Here is a 19,793-nt window from a genome sequence, read left to right on the forward strand (position 1 = left end):
CAATTTTATTAGAGGGGGGAAATTCCATGTCGAATGATCATGAGGTTATATTAGATAAAGGAAAACAAAATGATCCAAAAATAAAAGTGGAAAGGAAAGAGGGAGAACCGACTTCCGCTTTCAAAGGGGCTTCATGGGCAGCGCTGTTAGTAGGGGTTGCGGCGTATCTCATCGGTCTGTTTAACGCAACAATGCAGCTGAACGAAAAAGGATATTACTTTGCCGTTTTAGTGTTCGGGCTCTATGCAGCGGTATCTTTACAAAAAGCAGTAAGAGATAGGGAAGAGGGAATCCCTGTAACGAATATTTATTATGGGATTAGCTGGTTTGCGATGATTGTATCGATTTCATTAATGGTTATCGGGTTATATAATGCAGGAAGTATTGTGTTAAGTGAAAAGGGATTTTATGGGATGTCGTTTGTTCTGAGCTTATTTGCAGCCATTACGGTCCAAAAGAATATTCGAGATACACAGAGGGCAAGAGAAAGAGATTGAACGACAGGGAACTGTCGTTTTTTTTTTTGCTCAAGCAGGGTGTTCCTGGAAAGGGAAATTGTCGATATCCTTTTGAAAAGTGTTGATATACGGTCAAAAAGTGTCGATATCCGATGGAAAAGTGTTAATATAGTAACGATTTGTGTTGATAGCTGGTCAAAAAGTGTCGATATAATCGAAAATCATGGTGGAAAAAATCTGTCGGCAACTGGTTTTTGGTAGTAACTGTTTATCTTTTTGCTAAAACTGCGGCTTCTTCAATAATAGACCATCAATGTCCACCCCACACGCACAAAAACAGCAAAAAGTCCACGAACGGTGCCTGTCACTTTAGTGGATCACCGTATGAGGTGGACTTTTCACATTGTTACCCCAAATAGACTAAATCCTTCAGCTCATCTGTCGAGAGTTCGGTGATCCAGTTTTCGCTTTGGATGATTTGGTCATTTAAGAATTGCTTTTTCTCGAGCATGGCGTCGATTTTCTCTTCAAGGGTTCCGGTACAAATCAGCTTATGAACGTGGACAAACCGCGACTGCCCAATTCGATACGCTCGGTCCGTGGCCTGATTCTCAACGGCCGGATTCCACCAACGATCATAGTGAATCACATGATTCGCCGCCGTCAAATTCAGCCCTGTTCCTCCTGCCTTCAACGACAGCAAGAACACCGGAAACTCGCCATTTTGGAACCGTTCGATCATCGTATCACGCTGCGTCTTCGCCACACTTCCGTTCAAAAACGGCGTCTCGATCCCAAACCGTTTCTTCAGTGCCGAACGAATCATCTCGCCCATCTCGATATACTGCGTAAAAATTAAGCAACTTTCGCCAGAGTCCAGCACCGCATCGACTAAATCAACCAGCTTCTCTAATTTATTCGAACGCTCCAGCAGCACACGTCCGGCAGACTGCTCTTTCAAATACAGCGCCGGATGATTGCACAACTGTTTCAAACGGCTCAACATCTGCAAAATCAAGCCCTTACGCTCAAACCCGGTCAATTTTTCAATCTGCTCAAACGTATCGCGCACGAGCTGTTCATACAGCGATGCCTGCTCCGTTGTCAGTGGACAGTACTCCTTCTGCTCCTGCTTATCCGGCAAATTCAGCGCAACCTCTTCATCCTTCTTCGTCCGCCGCAACAAGAAGGGCCGAATCAACGCCTGCAGCTGATGCACCTTTTCCTTCTTCTCATCCTTCTCAATTGGAATCACGAACTTCTTCTGGAACTGCCCCAAGCTTCCCAAATACCCATGATTCGTGAAATCAAAAATCGACCATAGCTCCGACAAGCGATTTTCCATAGGCGTTCCGGTTAAAGCAACATGGTGACGGCCTCGCAGCCTGCGTACCGCTTTCGATTGTTTCGTCTGCGCGTTCTTAATGTTTTGCGCCTCGTCAATCGCAATCGTGCTCCAAATCGCCGATTCAAACTCATCGGAATCGAGATGGCTCAAGCCATAAGAAGTTAGCACCACATCGACATTTTTTACCTTTTCCAAAAAAGCTTCTTCCTTCAAGCGGTTTGAACCATAATGCAAATAGACATCCATTTCCGGTCCAAAACGTTCGAGCTCTTTTTGCCAGTTACCGAGAACCGAGGTTGGGCAAATAATCAACGACGATTTCGTCGGAGTCTTCACCGTTGGAGCGGCTTCTTCCGCATCTTTTTTCCGTTTCCGGCTGCGAGACTCGGATTCAACCATAGCCGGTTCATCCCCAGCAAGCTCCTTCACCTTCAACAAATAAGAAATCAACTGCACCGTTTTTCCAAGCCCCATATCATCGGCAAGGACCGCGCCAAACCCGTGCTGCCTTAAAAACCACAGCCAGCTCATACCTAGCTGCTGGTAAGGGCGGAGCTCTCCGTTCAAGCCCTCCGGCACCGGTTCCATTGGGATTTCTTTTACTTCTGAAAGCTGCTTGATCATTTGTTTCCACTGACGGTTCAATTCGATTTGAATTTTTGCAAATGCCTTTGGATTTTCCAGTTCATCCTCGGTTTCTTCTGAATTCACCAGCTCCTGCTCAAGCAAATCACGGACCTGCAACCCTTCTTTTTCAGCCCGCTTCATTAAATCTTGAATTTGGCGAATAAACTGCGGATCGAGCTTCACCCAGCGGCCGCGGATATAGACAAGTCGGCGCTTTTCTTCGAAAAGCTGGCTGAATTCATCCTCAGACAGGTCGACTCCGTTCATCGAAAAACGCCAGTTGAAATCGAGCATTGCCTGTAAGCCAACGAACGACGGGCGGTGACTGGATGTTCCTTTTAGCGACGCCTTCACTTTTAGGTTGGCATTTTTCATTGCCTGCCACCAAGAAGGGAGGAGGATCTCGACATCAAGTGCCACAAGGGTTTCACTTGCTTCGGTTAAGAACATCCAGGCTTCTTCCTCGGTGAGATGCGATTTTAAATGGGAAGGGTCGACATCATTTTCAAGCCACGGAATTAATCGCACCCAGCGGGCAATTTCCCGGTCGACTTTGTCGATATAAGGCTTCCATTTCCCGGGAATTTTCGACTCGAGTCCAACCATCTCATCGACATTTTTCTTTCCGCGCAAAAACACATCTAAATTCCAGGCGCCTTCACCGTCCTCCGGTTCTTCTAGCCGCAAGCCAATGGTAAATGGCGTATCGCTTTCCTTAATTCCAACCCACTCGAGCCAGCTTTCCTCATCAAAATACCGGGCAAGTTCCCCGCCGGAAATATTTTGTTTTTTCAAGAGGTCTAGCTTTGGTCCGAACAATTCCTTCATTGCTGAGTTCCTTGTTAAATAACCATCGAGTGCGTTGTTGTAGAGTTCACCGATAAATTGGAGTGCGGTTTCCGAGGGATTTTCCATTTCCTGCTCCCAAAAAGAGGGGTCAAACTCTTCCTTTACCCGTTCCGGGAGTTGCCAGCGGAAATCTCCATGCTCCCACACCGAAAAGTCCGGAAGCCAATCTTTTTCAAGGATACCTTCGTGAAGTGCGAAAGCTGCAGCGAGGCAAATTTCCGCCTCTTCACTCCAGTCCCACTCAATAAAACGATTGAACGACTCCTTCGCAAAAAGCGATACCAGCTGCCAGCCGCTCAGCGGAACACCCTCCATTCCCCGTACATTCTCCGTTTCTAACAACGTGCCAAAAAAGCTTTCCTCATGTTGGCTGAACACGAGATTCTTCCAGTCATCCGGATGTAAAAAGTGCCCGCGCTCCTCTTGCGCTGCGAGAAAATAGCGCCCATCTTCTAATTTCATTGTCAGCAATTTAATAAACCTAGTTTTAAGCATCGATCCCCGTGCTCCTTTACCGTACAAAAATCCATATTCCTTTATTATAACCCAAAAGTTGGGGTTTTGCTTCGGTGAGTAAATTTGTCCCTAAAGGGAAAAATAGGTCCGGGAAGATGTTTCCCGATTAAAAATGTGGGAGTGAATAGAATGGCTGAAAACAGAGAACGCAATCGTGCTGATGTTGACGCTGGTGAAGCGGTTGGAACAGGTGCCGGGGCAGTCGCAGGTGCTGCTGTAGGTTCTGTTCTTGGACCAATTGGTACAGTCGCTGGAGCAGTTGTCGGTGGAGCATTAGGTAACAAAGCGGGAGATGCTGCTGATAACGCTGTCGATGAAGGTGCAGGACGAGAAGATTAGCATAATAAAATGGGACTTCGTAATGAGGTCCCATTTTACTTTTTCGAAAAATAATTTAGCAATCCTAAGTAAATCCCCTGAGCGACGTTTTCATTGAAAGCAGAACCTTCGACAACTGAATCATCTTGTTTATTTGATAGGAAACCAAGCTCTATAAGGGTACTAGGTTGTGAGTTATTTCGCAGCACACTTAAGTTATTGAATCTTGTACCGACATTCTCTAATTTTGTTGCTTTGGCAACTTCCTCTAGAATGTGGGAGGCTAATTCGTTATCTCTTGATTTTTGGAAGTAAAAATCAGTCACACCATGAACGGTCGGGTCTTTGATCCAATTGTAATGGAAGCTGATAAAAGCATCAGCGCCGTTTTGGTTAGAGATATTAGATCGTTCTGGTAAAGAAATATAGGTATCATTTGTCCGGGTCATAATGACATGGGCACCGGCATTTTTAAGCTTTTGCTCCACTGCTTTGGCTGTTTCTAGGGTTAATTTTTTTTCATGTGTACCGTCAATGCTTGTGGTCCCGATATCGACTCCGCCATGTCCGGGATCCAGTACAATGGTTTTTCCGTTAAGCGGTCCTTGGGTAGTTGTTTTTGTTGCAGCGGTCTGGGATGATTTTGTCACGGGTGTAGGATTCTTTTTGTTATGGTCCGAAGTGTTCTTTGATGTTGGAGGCTTAGAAACCGCTTGTGTGTGAAGCTTGACCGGTGCATTTTTTGTTAGGTAAGATTCGTTTACCCACCCCTTGATGCCGGAGGAAGATACGATTTTGGCCCAGCCTGCTTGTTCCGCTTGCACGGTGATTTTGGCGCCCCAATCTAATTTACCGATGACGGGGTTTGATACGCCGGGTCCCGTGCGAACATTTAGGAAATCAGCATTTACGGTCGCTCCTTCGTTTTTTGGCGGGGCCGTGTAAGCGTGGCTGATCCAGCCCATTTGATTGTTTTTCAGCTTAATTTGGTCCCAGTTGTTCTTTTTCCGAATGACCTCAAATGTGTCCCCTTTATGTACAAGACCCAGCACCTTGCCCGAAATGCCAGGGGATTCCCGGACGTTCAGATTGGTTGCTGTTACGGTGACTTTCGCTGGGGAGGGATTTGCGTATGCATCTTGATCCATTTCGACAAAGGGTATCGCGATGACACTAAGGCCGATCAGCAGTTTCACCAGGCCGAAGTTCTTGAGTTTGGTTGTGATCATTTTCGTAACCTCCTTCTTTTTCAAACTCTAAAACTAGTATGGACAGGTTTCTAGCAAAATATAATCTGGAATTTTAATTTTCAGATTACAAGTGTAGTTTTTTAAAAAACGAGTTTAAGAAAAAAATAGAGCCGAAATTCTAGTATAATCCTTGAATTCTTTGTCTAACCTGATTCTATACAAGAGTAAATTGGGAGAGTGCCAGTGAAAAGGGGAATGATCGATGTATACAGAGGAATTAAATAAAATGATTGCCTTAAAAAAGATGGATATTGAGGAATGTGAATACGAGCTTTATAATCGCTACTATCCTTCGATTGTCAGAATGGCGATGATGAATTACATAACCGTCTTGCGGACACAATTAGAAAAGTATAATCATGAGCAAATAAAAAACAATCAGATATGACCTATAGTTTAAAAGTTACCAGAGCCAGGCATGGATGCCTGGCTCTTTAGCTGTTTAAGGGCTAAATGGCGCAAAATCACCATCATTTCTCCCTTTGTCCGCGTGGAATGGACAAAATCAGCAAAAAGTCCACGGGCGGTGCCTGTCACCGTATGATGTCACCGTACTTGGTGGATTATTTTTCGGTGGACCTTAAAATAGTCTACAAAAGAGTAATAATTCAGACTATAATCCTTTGATCTGGGAGGAGATAATGGAATTACGAAATCAAAAGGAGGAAAGGCGATGCAGCGATCACTTGAGAATGTTCGAGTATTAGATTTTACGAGAGTGTTGGCCGGACCGTATTGTACGATGCTTTTGGCAGACATGGGTGCGGAAGTAATTAAGATTGAAAGACCCGGTGCAGGGGATGATACGAGGCACTTCGGTCCGTTTCAGAACGGTGAAAGCGGTTACTTTGTTTATTTAAATCGTGGTAAAAAAAGTATGGCACTAGATTTAAAAAATCCACATGCCATTACGGCCATAAAGGAATTAGTGAAAGAATCCGACGTAATAGTAGAAAATTTCCGCCCAGGCGTAATGAAAAAACTAGGACTGGATTATGAAAGCCTAAAAGAATTGAATCCGTCCATCATTTATACCTCGATTTCAGGATTCGGCCAATATGGACCGTATAGCCAGCGGCCAGCCTATGACTTGGTTGCCCAAGCGATGGGAGGGATGACAAGCATAACCGGTCATCCGAATGATCCGCCGACACGCTCTGGCGCATCACTAGGTGACATGAGTGCCGCTCTTTACGCAGTATATGGAATCATGGTTGCGCTGTTCCACAGAGAACGCACGGGTGAGGGACAATTGATCGACGTCGCCATGACGGATAGCATCTTTGCACTCTTAGAAAATAATGTGATGCGCTACACGGTAGATAGAATCGTGCCGGAACGCATTGGCAGCCGGCACCCAATTAGTTCGCCGTTTGATATTTATCAAGCACAAGACGGCCATGTGGTGATTGCAGTTGCCAATGAATCTTTATTTGAAAAATTAACTGCGGTTATGAAACAGCCCGAGCTGGCTAAAGATAAAAGATTTTACCTTGATTCGTTGCGTACCGAAAACGAAACCGAATTGAAGGCGATCATTGAAACCTGGTTGAGCGGATATACTGTCGCTGAAGCGGTCGAGATGATTTCTGAAGGCGGGGTTCCATGCTCCCCAATCCTAACTATTGGGGATGTATGTCAAGATGAACATACAAAAGCGAGGGAAATGCTCATTCAAGTCGACCATCCTGTGGCAGGGCAAATGAAGATACCAGGAAACCCAGTTAAACTTTCCCAAACCCCTGCGGTGATAAAAACAGCATCCCCAATCCTTGGTGAACATACCGGCCAAGTGTTAAAAGACGTATTAAAGTGGGATTGGAGAAGATTACAAGACTTAGAGGAGCAGGAAGTATAGATATATAGAAATATAAAGTGTAAAAAATTACACCTTATCAGCGGATTATTGCGTTTTATCAGCGAATCTAAGCCCTTTATCAGCGAATTACTGTGTTTTATCAGCGAATCTAAGCACCTTATCCGCGAATAAAAAAAACAACATAAAAAAGGAGTCAAAACATATGAATTTCGAACTAACAGATGAACAAAAAAGTATAAGAGCTATGGTAAGAGACTTTAGCCGCGAAGTTATTTTACCAAAAGCAGCAGAATTAGATGAACAAAACCGTTTTCCAACGGAACATATCAGCAAGTTGGCTGAATTAGGATTATTGGGAATTGCTTATCCGGAGAAAGATGGCGGTGTTGGAGCAGATTCGATTGCAGAAGCGATTGCAGTTGAAGAAATCACCTATGCCTGCGCTGCAACGGGATCGATTTTAACTGCGCATTACCTAGGAATTGACGGACTATTCCTGGCGGCGAATCAAGAGCAGAGGGAAAATTTCTTAGTGCCGGGGTGCACAGGTGAAAAATTATTTGCCTTTGGTTTAACCGAACCAAACGGGGGCACGGATGTAGGCTCAATGAAAACCAATGCCCGTTTGGATAGCGACGAATATGTCCTTAATGGAACAAAACATTTCATCACCAATGGTGCCGAAGCTGATATCATCGTCGTTTATGCCAAAACCGATACGGCTGCTGGAACAAAAGGAATTAGCGCATTTATTGTCGAAAAAGGTACTCCAGGGCTTTCTTACGGAGCAGGCGATGACAAAATGGGAATTCGCGGTGCCCGCACCCACGAAGTGATTTTTGAAAATTGCCGAATTCCAAAAGAGAACTTGGTAGGAAAAGAAGGCGAAGGCTTTAAAATAGCGATGAGTGTGGTCGACCGCGGTCGAATTGGAGTTGCCGCAATGGCAGTGGGGTTATCCCAAGCGGCGCTTGATGCAGCGGTATCCTATTCAAAGGAAAGAATCGCCTTCAATAAGCCGATCGCACAATACCAAGGATTGCAGTGGATGCTGGCGGAGATGGCAGCAGACGTGGAAGTCGCCCGTTTGTATACGTATTATGCTGCTAGTTTAAAAGATAAAGAGGGCTACCGAATTTCGAAAGAAGCATCGATTGCAAAGCTAATGGCTTCTGAAGCTTCTCAGCGTGTTGTTCACAAAGCGGTACAGATCCACGGAGGATTCGGCTACATGAAGGAATATCCAGTGGAACGGATGTATCGTGATCAACGGATTTTGGAGATTTTTGAAGGGACTTCACAAGTACAAAAAATGGTTATCGCAAGTCACCTATTAAAATAATGGGAGGAAGTAGCATGGTTACCTCAGCTAAACGTGTCATTAAAGCCCCAACTGGAACAGAGCTTTCCTGCAAAGGCTGGGTGCAAGAAGCAGCATTACGAATGCTGATGAATAATTTGGATCCGGAGGTGGCGGAAAATCCGGACGAGCTTGTAGTTTACGGCGGGATTGGCAAAGCTGCTCGAAATTGGGAGTGTTTTGAGAAAATTGTCGAATCCCTCAAGAACCTTGAAAACAATGAAACCCTGTTAATTCAATCCGGGAAGCCGGTTGGTATATTTCGAACACATGAAATGGCCCCACGGGTATTAATCGCCAATTCTAATCTAGTACCAGCATGGGCGAACTGGGACCACTTCTATGAATTAGAAGAAAAGGGTTTGATGATGTATGGGCAAATGACGGCCGGAAGCTGGATCTATATCGGTGCCCAGGGAATTTTACAAGGAACGTACTTAAGTTTTGTGGAAGCTGGAAAAAAAGCATTCGGAACCACAGATTTAACCGGCCGATTTATTTTAACAGGAGGCATGGGCGGGATGAGCGGTGCCCAGCCGCTTGCTGGAAAAATGGCCAAGGCTGTCATCCTGGTGGTTGAAGTAGAAAGGCAGCGGATTGAACGGAAAATCAAAGAGGGTTATTGTGATTATCTTTGCGAAACGCTTGATGAAGCGCTTCTGATGGTAAAAGAGCTTACGGAAAAAGGAGAGCCTGCCTCCATTGGTCTTGTCGGCAATTGCGCAGATATCTATCCAGAACTTGTAAAACGCGGGGTGATCCCAGACATCGTTACCGATCAAACGAGTGCACATGATCCAATCAATGGGTATGTACCACATGGAATGACGTACGAAGAGGCATTAGCGCTTAGAAAAACCGACCCGAAAACCTATGAACAAAAAGCAATGGAATCCATGGCCGTACATGTCCAAGCGATGCTTGATTTGCAACAGGCTGGAGCGGAAACGTTTGATTACGGCAATAACATTCGGACATATGCGAAAAAAATGGGCGTAGAAAATGCATTTGATTTTCCAGGATTTGTACCGGCTTATCTTCGCCCGCTATTTTGTGAAGGAAAAGGCCCGTTCAGATGGGCGGCTTTATCCGGAAACCCGGAAGATATTTATAAAACCGATCAGGTAGCTCTTGAAATGTTTGCTGAGGACAAATCGCTAGTGAATTGGATTGAAATGGCGCAGAAAATGGTGAAATGGCAAGGCCTTCCTGCCCGGATTTGCTGGTTGGGATACGGAGACCGGCATAGGTTTGCTTTAAAAATTAATGAAATGGTTGCGAGCGGGGAGATCACCGCACCGATTGTCTTTGGCCGAGACCATCTGGATAGCGGTTCGGTGGCTTCTCCAAATCGCGAGACGGAAGCGATGCGGGATGGCAGTGACGCCATTGCCGATTGGCCGATTTTAAATGCCTTAATCAATACATGCGGCGGTGCAAGCTGGGTGAGCATTCACCAAGGGGGCGGCGTGGGAATGGGGTATTCCCAGCATGCCGGTCAGGTGCTTGTGGCTGATGGTTCGAAGGAAGCGGCTGAGCGGATTGAACGGGTATTGGTTTCCGACCCGGGCATGGGCGTCATTCGCCATGCGGATGCTGGCTATGATAGAGCAATCAAGGTGGCGAAGGAAAGAGGCGTAAGGATTCCAATGCTGGAGGAAAACAACTAGGTGGGGGAAGCATTGTGAACCCCCCTTTTCTAATAGACTGTTTTCATTGATTCGCGGATAAACGTGAGAGAATCGCGGATAAATCGGTTAGATACGCGGATAAAAGTCAAAGAATCGCGGATAAATGGACTAAATTCGCGGATAAAACCCGTAAATCCACAACAATTTTATCAAAACAAATAACAACTAATTTTACGAAAAAATGGAGGTGCCATACCATGTTAAACCTATTTGTGCTCCTAAAACGCACATTTGATACCGAGGAAAAAATCACTGTTCATCAAGGAGAAATTGATCAAAACGATGCAAAATTCATTATTAACCCATATGACGAATATGCCATCGAAGAAGCGCTACAACTCAAAGAAAAACATGGCGGCGAGGTTACTGTTGTAACAGTGGGAGACGAAGAAACGGAAAGTGAATTACGGACAGCACTTGCGATGGGATGCGATAAAGCTATTTTAATTGAATACGAAGAGGAGCTGGATCCGCAAGTTAGCGCCAAAATTCTCGCAGCTTACTTAAAAGACCAAAACGCTGATCTTATTTTAGCAGGCAACGCTACCATCGATAACAGCACCGGACAAGTCGGCCCGCGTGTCGCTGAGTTATTAAACATTCCATATGTAACAACCGTAACCAAACTACAAATAGACGGAACCATTGTGACCGTTCATCGCGATAGCGAAGGGGATACCGAGGTCATCGAAACCACATTGCCACTGTTGATCACTGCGCAGCAAGGCCTAAATGAACCACGTTACCCATCGCTTCCAGGGATTATGAAGGCGAAGAAAAAGCCGCTCACTACCCTTGAACTAGATGATCTCGACGTAGACGAGGACGAAATCAGTCCAAAAACAAAAAAAGTAAGAACCTTTTTACCACCGGAAAAAGAAGAAGGATATGTGCTGCAAGGCGAGCTTGCTGATCAAGCAAAAGAGCTCGTTTCCCTTCTTTATAATGAAAAGAAAGTAATCGGATAAGGAGGACGGACAATGAAAAAAGTACTTGTAGTCGGAGAAGTTCGAAATGGGACAATCAGAAAGGTTTCATTTGAAGCCATTGCGGCTGCTTCTGCTTTGGCAGACGGCGGGGAAATCATTGGACTGTTAATCGGGAATGGGTTCCAAGAGATAGCGAAGGAACTTGTGGAATTCGGGGCAGACCGTGTCATTTTAGCTGAACATGAAAAACTCGATAGTTATACTTCAGACGGATTTGGACAAGCAGTAATGCAAATCATCAACACGGAACAGCCAGAGGCAATTGTTTTTGGCCACACCTCCTTTGGCAAGGATTTATCACCAAAAATTGCTGCAAAATTGGATGCCGGGTTAATCTCGGATGTGGTTGAAATTACCGCGAACGAGGGTGAAATCATTTGTACCCGCCCGGTCTATGCCGGAAAAGCTTTCGAGGAAAAGCAGATTATCGAAGGAACATCACTTATCTCCATTCGGCCGAATAATATTGCTGCACTGGAAAAAGAAGAAGGGAGACAAGGGGAGGTCCAATCCGTTAAAGTAGAGGTAAAGGATCTACGGACCATTGTCAAAGAGGTCGTTCGAAAAGCGGTAACCGGGGTTGATTTGACCGAAGCGAAAGTGATTATTTCCGGCGGCAGAGGAGTAAAAAGCGCAGAGGGCTTTACCTTGCTTCAAGAGTTGGCTGATGTACTGGGCGGTGCTGTTGGTGCTTCAAGAGGGGCATGTGATGCAAGCTACTGCGATTATTCGCTGCAAATTGGCCAAACCGGAAAGGTAGTCACCCCTGATCTGTACATTGCTTGTGGAATATCCGGTGCGATCCAGCACGTGGCAGGAATGTCCAATTCAAAGGTGGTAGTTGCCATTAACAAAGACCCGGAAGCCAATATCTTTTCGATTGCGGACTACGGGATTGTTGGCGACCTATTTGAAGTGCTGCCGCTCTTAATAAAAGAATTTAAGCAGATTCTTGAAACAACGGAAGTGGCAGTGGGATAGGTTTCTAAATGTTTTAAGAGAGGAAGGAGGACTGGCGATTTTGAAAACGATTTCTTCGCCAATCGGCAGGGAGCTTTCATGTAAGAGTTGGGAAACAGAGGCATTAATGCGCTTATTAATGAACAGCTTGGATCCGCGTGTTGCCGAGAACAATCAAGAATTAATCGTCTATGGGGGAACGGGGAAAGCGGCGAGAAGCAAAGAAATGCTTGAAGTGATTATCAAAGAGCTGAAACAATTAGAGCCGGATTGGACTTTGATGATTCAATCGGGAAAACCGGTAGCCTCCTTCCGCACCTTTCCTTTTTTTCCACGCGTGATTTCTTCTTCCTCCATGGTCGTTCCCAAATGGGCAACCTGGAAGGAATTCTCGCGTCTGGAGGAAAAGGGTTTAACGATGTATGGACAAGCAACCGCAGCATCTTGGGCGTATATTGGCGTTCAAGGTGTGCTGCAGGCAACATTTGAAACGATGAGTGAAGTCGCCAAGCGATATTTTAATGGAACGTTAAAAGGTAAAATTGTCCTCACCTCAGGCTTAGGGGGCATGGGTTCAGCACAGCCTTTATCCGTAACGATGAATGGCGGAGTAGCCATCGTTGTGGAAATCGATGAAAAAAAGATTGGGCGGCGCCTGTTGAACAACTACTGTGATATTATGGTTCACACGGTGGACGAAGCACTGGAGCTGGCAAATGAAGCGGCTCTCCATGAAAGACCGATGGCGATTGCGCTGCTCGGAAATGCTGCAGACGTATACAATGATTTGATTAAGCGTGGCGTCACTCCTGATGTGGTAACCGATCAAACAGCGGCCCATGATTTATTGCACGGCTATATTCCAAGTGGAGTCACTTTGGATCAGGCAGATTTTTTACGAAATAAAAAACCGGAAAAGTATGTGGAGTTAGCCTCAAAAACTATTATCAGCCACGTTAAAGCGATGAGCGCTTTTCAGGACCGTGGTGCGGTAGTGTTCGATTATGGCAATAATATCCGCGGCCAAGCGTCAAAGGCGGGATATCAAGAAGCCTTTGCCTTTCCGGGATTTATTTCGGAATACCTAAGACCGCTCTATTGTGAAGGACGTGGTCCCTGCCGCTGGATTGCTTTATCGGGCGACCCCGGTGATATTTATAAAATTGATGAAGTAATCTTATCAAAATTTAATAGCGATGAACGGATTTGCCGCTGGATTCGTTATGTGCAAGATAAAATCTATTTTTACGGACTTCCGGCAAGAACATGTTGGCTGGATTATAAGGAGCGTGAACAAATCGGGGAAATCATCAATCATATGGTGGCTTCAGGCGAGCTCGCTGCGCCTGTAGCCATTACCCGTGATCATTCGGAAGGCAGTACGATGGCGGCGCCGAATCGTGAAACGGAATGGATGATGGATGGAAGCGATGCAGTCGCGGACTGGCCGATTTTAAATGGATTGTTGAACACCTGTGCAGGTGCATCGATGGTCAGCATACAGCACGGGGGCGGTGTCGGGATTGGCAACTCGATTCACTCCGGAATGACAGCAGTAGCAGATGGCAGCATGGAGGCCAGCGAAAAATTAAAGCGGCTGTTAAAAATTGACCCCGGTTTAAATATCATTCGTCATGCAGATGCCGGCTACCCAACAGCGAAAAAAATGATAGAAAAGTATGGAATCAACAAACCACTCTAGCATGCAATTCTTCTTAGTGAAGGGGTGTGATCCAATGAACGAGACGCTTGTCATGATTTCAAATGACGAAACAGCCATACAGCTAATCGAATCTGTTAATACAAAATACCATTTTCACTTTACGATTAAGGTTTATGACGTCAAGAGTGATTGGGAAAACAGGATTAAGCAGAACCAACCCCAACTCTTGTTTCTCGATATGGACGAGATGGACCGGAAAATCATTGATGAGAAACGGCCAAGCCCCTGGATTATTCTTAAATCAAATTTTTCAAAAGAAGAACTCCGTCAATTTTTTAAAAAAGGTGCTTTTGATTGCTTACAAAAGCCAATTTCCGACACAAGCCTTTATTACCTGCTACACGAATGTAGGGCGGAAATGGAGAAAAGGGCATCCACTTTTCATAATGAAAGTAAGTCGAAAGTCAGTAATACTTCATTAAAAAGCAACCTTGCCTATGATTTAATGTTTGGAAATGTAAAGAATTCGAAGGAGATATGGGACCGCAGCAAATGGGCGGGTCTTTCGGTTGTCCCGAACACCGCGATGGTCATTCATATTGATGAATTTCATCGCCTTACGAAAAATAAAAGCAAGCTTTGGGAGCATACGATTCGGAACGAAATCATCACGGCCATTCAACAGTTTCAGGATCAAGACTGCGGTGAAATCTTGCCGATCGTGACCGCACCGGACAAAATTGCGGTACTGCTTTCGATTCCATTACGAAGCAGTACCGAAGAATATAAGCAATTAGCTACTGCTTATGGCGGAAAAATAAAAACCTATATCCATGAGAAAACGGGGAATACCGTAACGATTGGAATCGGCCATTATTACGAGGACGCCCGAAATTTACATGTTTCCTATCAAGAGGCATTGCAGGCTCAAACCTATAAATTCTTTGCTGGAACCGATACAATTTTTCATATTGCCGATTTGAAGCCGTTCGAGAGTGAGACAGCGCTGCTTCCGAACAATGAGATTGAAACGTTAGCGAATAAGCTGACGGTCGGGGATTTTGTCGGCATGAGGCAAAGCTTGGAAAAGGTGTTTGACAATGTATTTATGCAGCAAAATGTTGACCCAGAAGTTTTGAAGCTGCAAATTCTTGATCTACTGACGACTTTAGCCCGATCAGCTATAAATGGCGGGGCAAAGCCAAAAGATATTATCTCGATTCATCTCCAATATGCCCGGGATTTACTAATGGTTGAAAATACGATTCAAATGAAGCAATGGTTTTCAGAGGCCATGAAGCAGCTGTTAGACCGAGTATTGGATGATTATAATGAGGCCGCATTGAAGTCGATTCAAAGAGCCATTACTTTTATTGATCAGCGTTATGTTGAAAATATATCGTTGGAGCAGGTCGCCAGCCATGTTCAATTAAGCCCGAATTATTTTAGTAATCTTTTTAAAAAAACAACCGGCACTTCATTCATTGAATATATGACCCATTTGCGCATTGAAAAAGCAAAAGAGATGCTGACGAATTTAAATCAAACCGTTTACCAGGTGGCCAATGCTGTAGGCTACCATGATGCCCGCTATTTTAGCCGGGTGTTTAAATCGGTTTGCGGGAAGACCCCAAGTAAATATCGGAATTCCTTGCTTGGAACGCAGGAATAGGAAACCCCGACGCGCGCCTGTGTGTGGGGCTTTTTATTGGGCATTGGAAACAGTTTTGTGGTTTCAGCGTTTGGTGTAATTTCGTACAATTCTATTGCTGGGAATCTGAATTTGGACGGCAATCGTAAAAAGGAATTCAAACGAAAAATAATCGACCATTTAGTAAAATTATCTACTTTTTATAGCATGCTGGTATTGATAATATTTAGACAATTAGTAATATTTTAAAATCCTTTATACAGAAAAAGGAGGGATTGAAGGTAATTGTAAGCGGTTGCGAATGGCGGGTCATCATCTAAAAATTAAGGGAATGGTGGGGTTTTAATGATTGAAAAACGCACAATAGAATATATTCCTGAAGAGGAGCGACATGGAAGTGTTCGGAATTTATTTTCGATTTGGTTTAGTTCCAATATGCAAATTACCACGCTTGTAACGGGAGCTTTAGCGATTGAGTTCGGCTTAAATCTGTTTTGGAGTATTGTTGCAATTGTTTTAGGCAACTTAGTCGGCGCCGTCTTCATGGCTTCCCATTCAGCTCAGGGTCCAAAGCTCGGGGTTCCACAAATGATTCAAAGTCGCGCCCAATTTGGTGTGATTGGCGCAGTCCTGCCTCTTATCATTGTAACACTTATGTATATCGGTTTCTTTGCGGGAAGCAGTGTTTTGGGTGCTCAGGCGCTCAGCAGTGCATTTTCCCTCCCTATCAATGGAGGCATTATCCTCTTAGGCGTTATTACCTGTTTTATTACAATTTTAGGTTACGATTTAATTCATCGACTTGAACGCTATTTTGCTATTTTATTTGCGATTGTTTTTCTATTTGTCACCTTTGAAATTTTCCGTCTCCCCTTACCAGCTGGTTCATGGGACCCAACCTATTTTGATTTAGGTCCATTTTTATTAACCATTAGTATTGTCGCTACGTGGCAACTAACATATGCACCATACGTAGCAGATTATTCTAGATATCTTCCTAGCAATACGCCGGCTTCAAAAACATTTGGTTATTCTTATGCAGGAACCGTTGTTGGGACGGTTTGGATGATGTCATTAGGTGTATTTTTAACAGCAGCTATCCCGAAATTTCTTGATAATGCCAGCGCCGGGCTTGTGAAGCTGGTTGGTCCACAGTTTGGAATCTTCATGTATTTTGTTATTATCTTAGGGGTAATTGGAGTAAATGTTTTGAACCTTTACGGGGCGTTTATGTCTGTTACGACGACGTTAGAGGCATTCACCAAATTAAAAGGAACCACGATAGCACGTTTTTGGCTAGTATTTTCTACAGCGATTGTTGGTACGGTATTATCCGTTTGGGGACACGGCAATTTCCTTGAAAACTTTGAGAATCTTATCCTATTATTGTCTTATTTTATGGTTCCTTGGACGGCCATTAACCTGGTAGACTATTATATGCTCCGCCACGGCGAATATAATGTAGAGGCGATTTTTGATGTAAATGGCGAGTACGGAAAATTCAATTGGATTGCGATTAGTTCTTACTTAGTTGCAGTTGTTCTCGAGATTCCATTTGTGAACACCACCATGTACGTTGGCCCGATTGCTAAGGCGTTGGACGGCACTGATTTAGCCTGGATGGTGGGGTTAGTGGTACCAACGATTCTTTATTACTATCCAATGAAAAAGAAAATTAACTTACCGAGCGAAGGTCTTCAAAATGAGCGGTTGGGAATTGAGAAATAAAGTAGATATTAGAGCCAGGCGTGGTGCCTGGCTTTTTATGTGATCAAGAATATAGTATGGTCCATATATTAGCTGGAGCGGAACATAAAATTGGTAAAATGGAACATAAATTGATTAATATGGAACATAAATTAGAAATCCGATGAAAAAGGTATCTTTGAATTGGTGATATCAGGTAAATGTAGCAAAATACAATGAAAATAAAGGGAAGAAAGTTACTAGAGCCAGGCAGAATGCCTGGATTTTAAGCGATTTAAGGTGGTTTAGAACATATATTCATCAATTAGGAACATAAATAATGTGAAATGGCACATAAACCAACCAATATAGAACATAAACTCAAAACCTATATAAAAAAGAGACGCTGCTCAGTGCAGCGTCTCTTCCTCTGTCCGCGTGGAATGGACAAAATTGACGGAAAGTCCACGGGCGGTGCCTGTCACCGTATTGAATCACCGCATTGAATCATCGCGTTGAATCACCGCATTAACTTTCGACCAGCTTGCTCCGTTTGCATTCTTCATGGAATGCGCGGAGGCGTTTGGTTCGTTCCATAAGGGTTTCGATGAAGTATTCCCAGTCGTCGACACGTTTGACTTTTTTGTAGATGGTCCGTAGTTTTTTTAGGTGCCGTACGGCCATTTTGTAGCTGGAGCGGTTTTTGGCGTCGATTTCCCGCTGGGCCGATTGGTGGAGCAGCGCGAGCAGCACCTCGGGCTTTTCTTTTTCAATCAACTTCACCCGGTCCTTCGGGATATCATAGAAATTCAACCCGACAAACGCCTGGAGCTCGCCCCATTTATCAAACATCCCACGTTCAAACAGCAAATATTCATAATCCGAATAGCTGTAAGGAAGCGTCTGCATCAATGCTTTTTCAAATAAATCAAAGCGGTCATTCCCGCCGCAATAGGGAGCAATCGCCCGAATCGCCGTTCTCGTAAAACTTGAACAACTATGATATCCGCTCAGAGAGTCCAAGTACTTTTTAATTTTCCCGATAAACAGTTCAATCACTGGCCCAACACGTTTCCATGCCTTCTGGCCGCTCAAAAGATCAATCCAGTAAAGGATGTAAGGCACAGTCCAATCATCTCCGGAAGCTTGGATCAGTTTAAGTGCCGAATCATCCTTTTGCAAAAGAAAGTTCAAGTGAACCTCGGCAATCATCAGCGGCCCTGGGGTTTCCCAATCCTGGAGCTCCTTCATCCGCGAACGGATCTTCAAAATTTCCTCTTCGCGCCATTCCTTCTTTTTAAACAATCCGGTCCAAAGCAGGCGGTAAAAATAGATCCGTTCAAATTCAAGACGCTGCACACAGGTCAACAAATCAAAGGCGTCGTCCTTTAGTTTTAGAATAAACTCATCAAAATCAAACGGCATCGACTGCATGCCGATCTTTTCGACAAGCTCTTCGGCATCATCCAGTAATTTTTCAAACAAGCTGCCATAGGTACGTTTCGATATTTCCTCGGAGTGTTCCGAACGTTCACTGAGCATGGCCAGCTTTTTAAACGAAATGACCGTTCCAACCATTTCATAGAGCAGACGCCATTCTTTTTCAACCGGGGCACTGGCTCGAACCCGACGTTCAAAAATTTTGAATAACTCCTCGACCACATAAGGGCTCGTCGATTTCTTCGACTGCAGGAGCGTATCAAAGCTCACTTCAAAGGAATGGACCCAACGTCCGTAATCCGGCTTCATCACACCGTTGGCCTTGATCAAATCTTTCGCCGCCTGGAGTCCCCAACTAGTGGCCGCCTTTTTTTCCTTCATCGGTTCGCGCCACGCTTCAACCCACTCAGCGACACTGCCGACCCGTGAATAAGCCGCAAAAAAAACAGCCATTTGATGGCGGCACCATTCGTCAGAAGGGCAGGAGCATTCACTCATCGTAAAAAAGGTGAGGTCGAGGGTTACCTTCACCGGTGTCACATCCTGAACTGTCGCTGTGACCGTATCCTTGCCGAACGAAAGCTGCGACACCAACCCTTGCCGGTACAGCATCAATCCCTTTTGGACCATCCTCGCATCCTCAGTGGAATTCGGACTAAGCAAATCCGCAATCTCCGCCGCAAATCCCTGTATCTCCTCCGTCAACTCCAAAACCAAAACCCCCTTTACCCGAAAAAATCCATATTCCATTATTATACCCAAAAAATCATGGTAAGAGGAGGGGAGTGCTTGAATCGACAAATTTCGGGTGGTGACAGGCACTGCCCGAAATTTGTCGATTGTATTTTTTCCGCTATGGTGAATAAATTACTGTTTCTTGGGCATTCTGTTAGTACTGAACTAGCTCCTATCGTATTTTAGCTCTGATTTGGTTACCTTCTAGCCAGGTTAATCTAGGGTTTACGATATGGGGTTAGTTTTTATTTTGGGTAGCTTTCGCTTTTGGTGATTTGAATTTACTCTCCGGTTTGGGTCATTTACCCACCAGTTCCGTAGTTTTACCTTCCGCTTTTGCTGTTTAACCGTCCACTACGACCTTTCCTTGATCTTAATTCCGAAAAAGGTGACATTCCCTGAGGGGAAAAGTGAGATTTCCAAACAAAACTAC

At 44.6% G+C, this 19,793-nt stretch carries 15 protein-coding genes; 11 read left to right on the forward strand and 4 right to left on the reverse strand.

Going from position 1 to position 19,793, the window contains the following annotated elements; genetic code table 11:
- The first annotated feature begins 26 nt into the window (after positions 1-26).
- Positions 27-497 (forward strand): inner membrane protein YiaA, encoded by a 471-nt coding sequence (yiaA, locus tag M028_RS0103960; protein WP_026572755.1) that lies wholly within the window; start codon positions 27-29, stop codon positions 495-497.
- 367 nt (positions 498-864) lie between these two features.
- Here yiaA and M028_RS0103965 read toward each other — a convergent pair whose 3' ends face one another.
- Entirely contained in the window at positions 865-3,777 is a 2,913-nt protein-coding gene (locus tag M028_RS0103965) for a DEAD/DEAH box helicase (protein ID WP_026572756.1), read from the reverse strand.
- A gap of 150 nt (positions 3,778-3,927) precedes the next feature.
- Here M028_RS0103965 and M028_RS0103970 point away from each other — a divergent pair, with 150 nt between their 5' ends.
- The gene (locus tag M028_RS0103970) at positions 3,928-4,137 is read left to right on the forward strand and encodes a glycine zipper domain-containing protein (RefSeq protein WP_026572757.1); all 210 of its coding nucleotides are present in this window, start codon (positions 3,928-3,930) and stop codon (positions 4,135-4,137) included.
- Positions 4,138-4,172: 35 nt separating this feature from the next.
- Here the strand turns inward: M028_RS0103970 and M028_RS0103975 are convergent, their stop codons facing one another.
- On the reverse strand, positions 4,173-5,345 hold the full coding sequence (locus tag M028_RS0103975; RefSeq protein WP_026572758.1) for an N-acetylmuramoyl-L-alanine amidase: 1,173 nt from the start codon (positions 5,343-5,345) through the stop codon (positions 4,173-4,175).
- A 223-nt stretch (positions 5,346-5,568) separates the two neighbouring features.
- Here M028_RS0103975 and M028_RS0103980 point away from each other — a divergent pair, with 223 nt between their 5' ends.
- Entirely contained in the window at positions 5,569-5,754 is a 186-nt protein-coding gene (locus M028_RS0103980) for a hypothetical protein (protein WP_026572759.1), read from the forward strand.
- Positions 5,755-5,762: 8 nt separating this feature from the next.
- Here M028_RS0103980 and M028_RS32595 read toward each other — a convergent pair whose 3' ends face one another.
- Positions 5,763-5,903 (reverse strand): hypothetical protein, encoded by a 141-nt coding sequence (locus tag M028_RS32595; protein ID WP_155925439.1) that lies wholly within the window; start codon positions 5,901-5,903, stop codon positions 5,763-5,765.
- 136 nt (positions 5,904-6,039) lie between these two features.
- Here M028_RS32595 and M028_RS0103990 point away from each other — a divergent pair, with 136 nt between their 5' ends.
- The 8 genes from M028_RS0103990 (at position 6,040) to M028_RS29380 (ending at position 17,227) form a co-directional block, all read left to right on the forward strand.
- Complete coding sequence (locus M028_RS0103990) at positions 6,040-7,224, forward strand: CaiB/BaiF CoA transferase family protein (RefSeq protein ID WP_026572760.1); 1,185 nt, start codon at positions 6,040-6,042, stop codon at positions 7,222-7,224.
- A gap of 163 nt (positions 7,225-7,387) precedes the next feature.
- Entirely contained in the window at positions 7,388-8,527 is a 1,140-nt protein-coding gene (locus tag M028_RS0103995) for an acyl-CoA dehydrogenase family protein (protein ID WP_026572761.1), read from the forward strand.
- Positions 8,528-8,541: 14 nt separating this feature from the next.
- Positions 8,542-10,215: a urocanate hydratase gene (gene hutU / locus M028_RS0104000; RefSeq protein WP_026572762.1), complete on the forward strand. Its 1,674-nt coding sequence runs from the start codon at positions 8,542-8,544 to the stop codon at positions 10,213-10,215.
- Between the two features lie 218 nt (positions 10,216-10,433).
- A complete protein-coding gene (locus M028_RS0104010) occupies positions 10,434-11,204 on the forward strand; it encodes an electron transfer flavoprotein subunit beta/FixA family protein (protein WP_026572763.1) in 771 nt (256 codons plus the stop codon).
- A gap of 12 nt (positions 11,205-11,216) precedes the next feature.
- Positions 11,217-12,206: an electron transfer flavoprotein subunit alpha/FixB family protein gene (locus M028_RS0104015; protein ID WP_026572764.1), complete on the forward strand. Its 990-nt coding sequence runs from the start codon at positions 11,217-11,219 to the stop codon at positions 12,204-12,206.
- Positions 12,207-12,237: 31 nt separating this feature from the next.
- Positions 12,238-13,887, forward strand: coding sequence for a urocanate hydratase (hutU, locus tag M028_RS0104020; protein ID WP_026572765.1), 1,650 nt, complete (start codon positions 12,238-12,240; stop codon positions 13,885-13,887).
- Positions 13,888-13,921: 34 nt separating this feature from the next.
- Positions 13,922-15,520: a helix-turn-helix domain-containing protein gene (locus M028_RS0104025; RefSeq protein ID WP_026572766.1), complete on the forward strand. Its 1,599-nt coding sequence runs from the start codon at positions 13,922-13,924 to the stop codon at positions 15,518-15,520.
- 324 nt (positions 15,521-15,844) lie between these two features.
- Positions 15,845-17,227, forward strand: a complete 1,383-nt coding sequence (locus tag M028_RS29380; RefSeq protein ID WP_051590916.1) for a purine-cytosine permease family protein — start codon at positions 15,845-15,847, stop codon at positions 17,225-17,227.
- A 486-nt stretch (positions 17,228-17,713) separates the two neighbouring features.
- Here the strand turns inward: M028_RS29380 and M028_RS0104040 are convergent, their stop codons facing one another.
- A complete protein-coding gene (locus M028_RS0104040) occupies positions 17,714-19,336 on the reverse strand; it encodes an SWIM zinc finger family protein (protein WP_026572767.1) in 1,623 nt (540 codons plus the stop codon).
- Positions 19,337-19,793 lie beyond the last annotated feature (457 nt).

This window comes from Bacillus sp. UNC438CL73TsuS30, assembly GCF_000482325.1.
Taxonomy (GTDB): Bacteria; Bacillota; Bacilli; order Bacillales; family Cytobacillaceae; genus Neobacillus.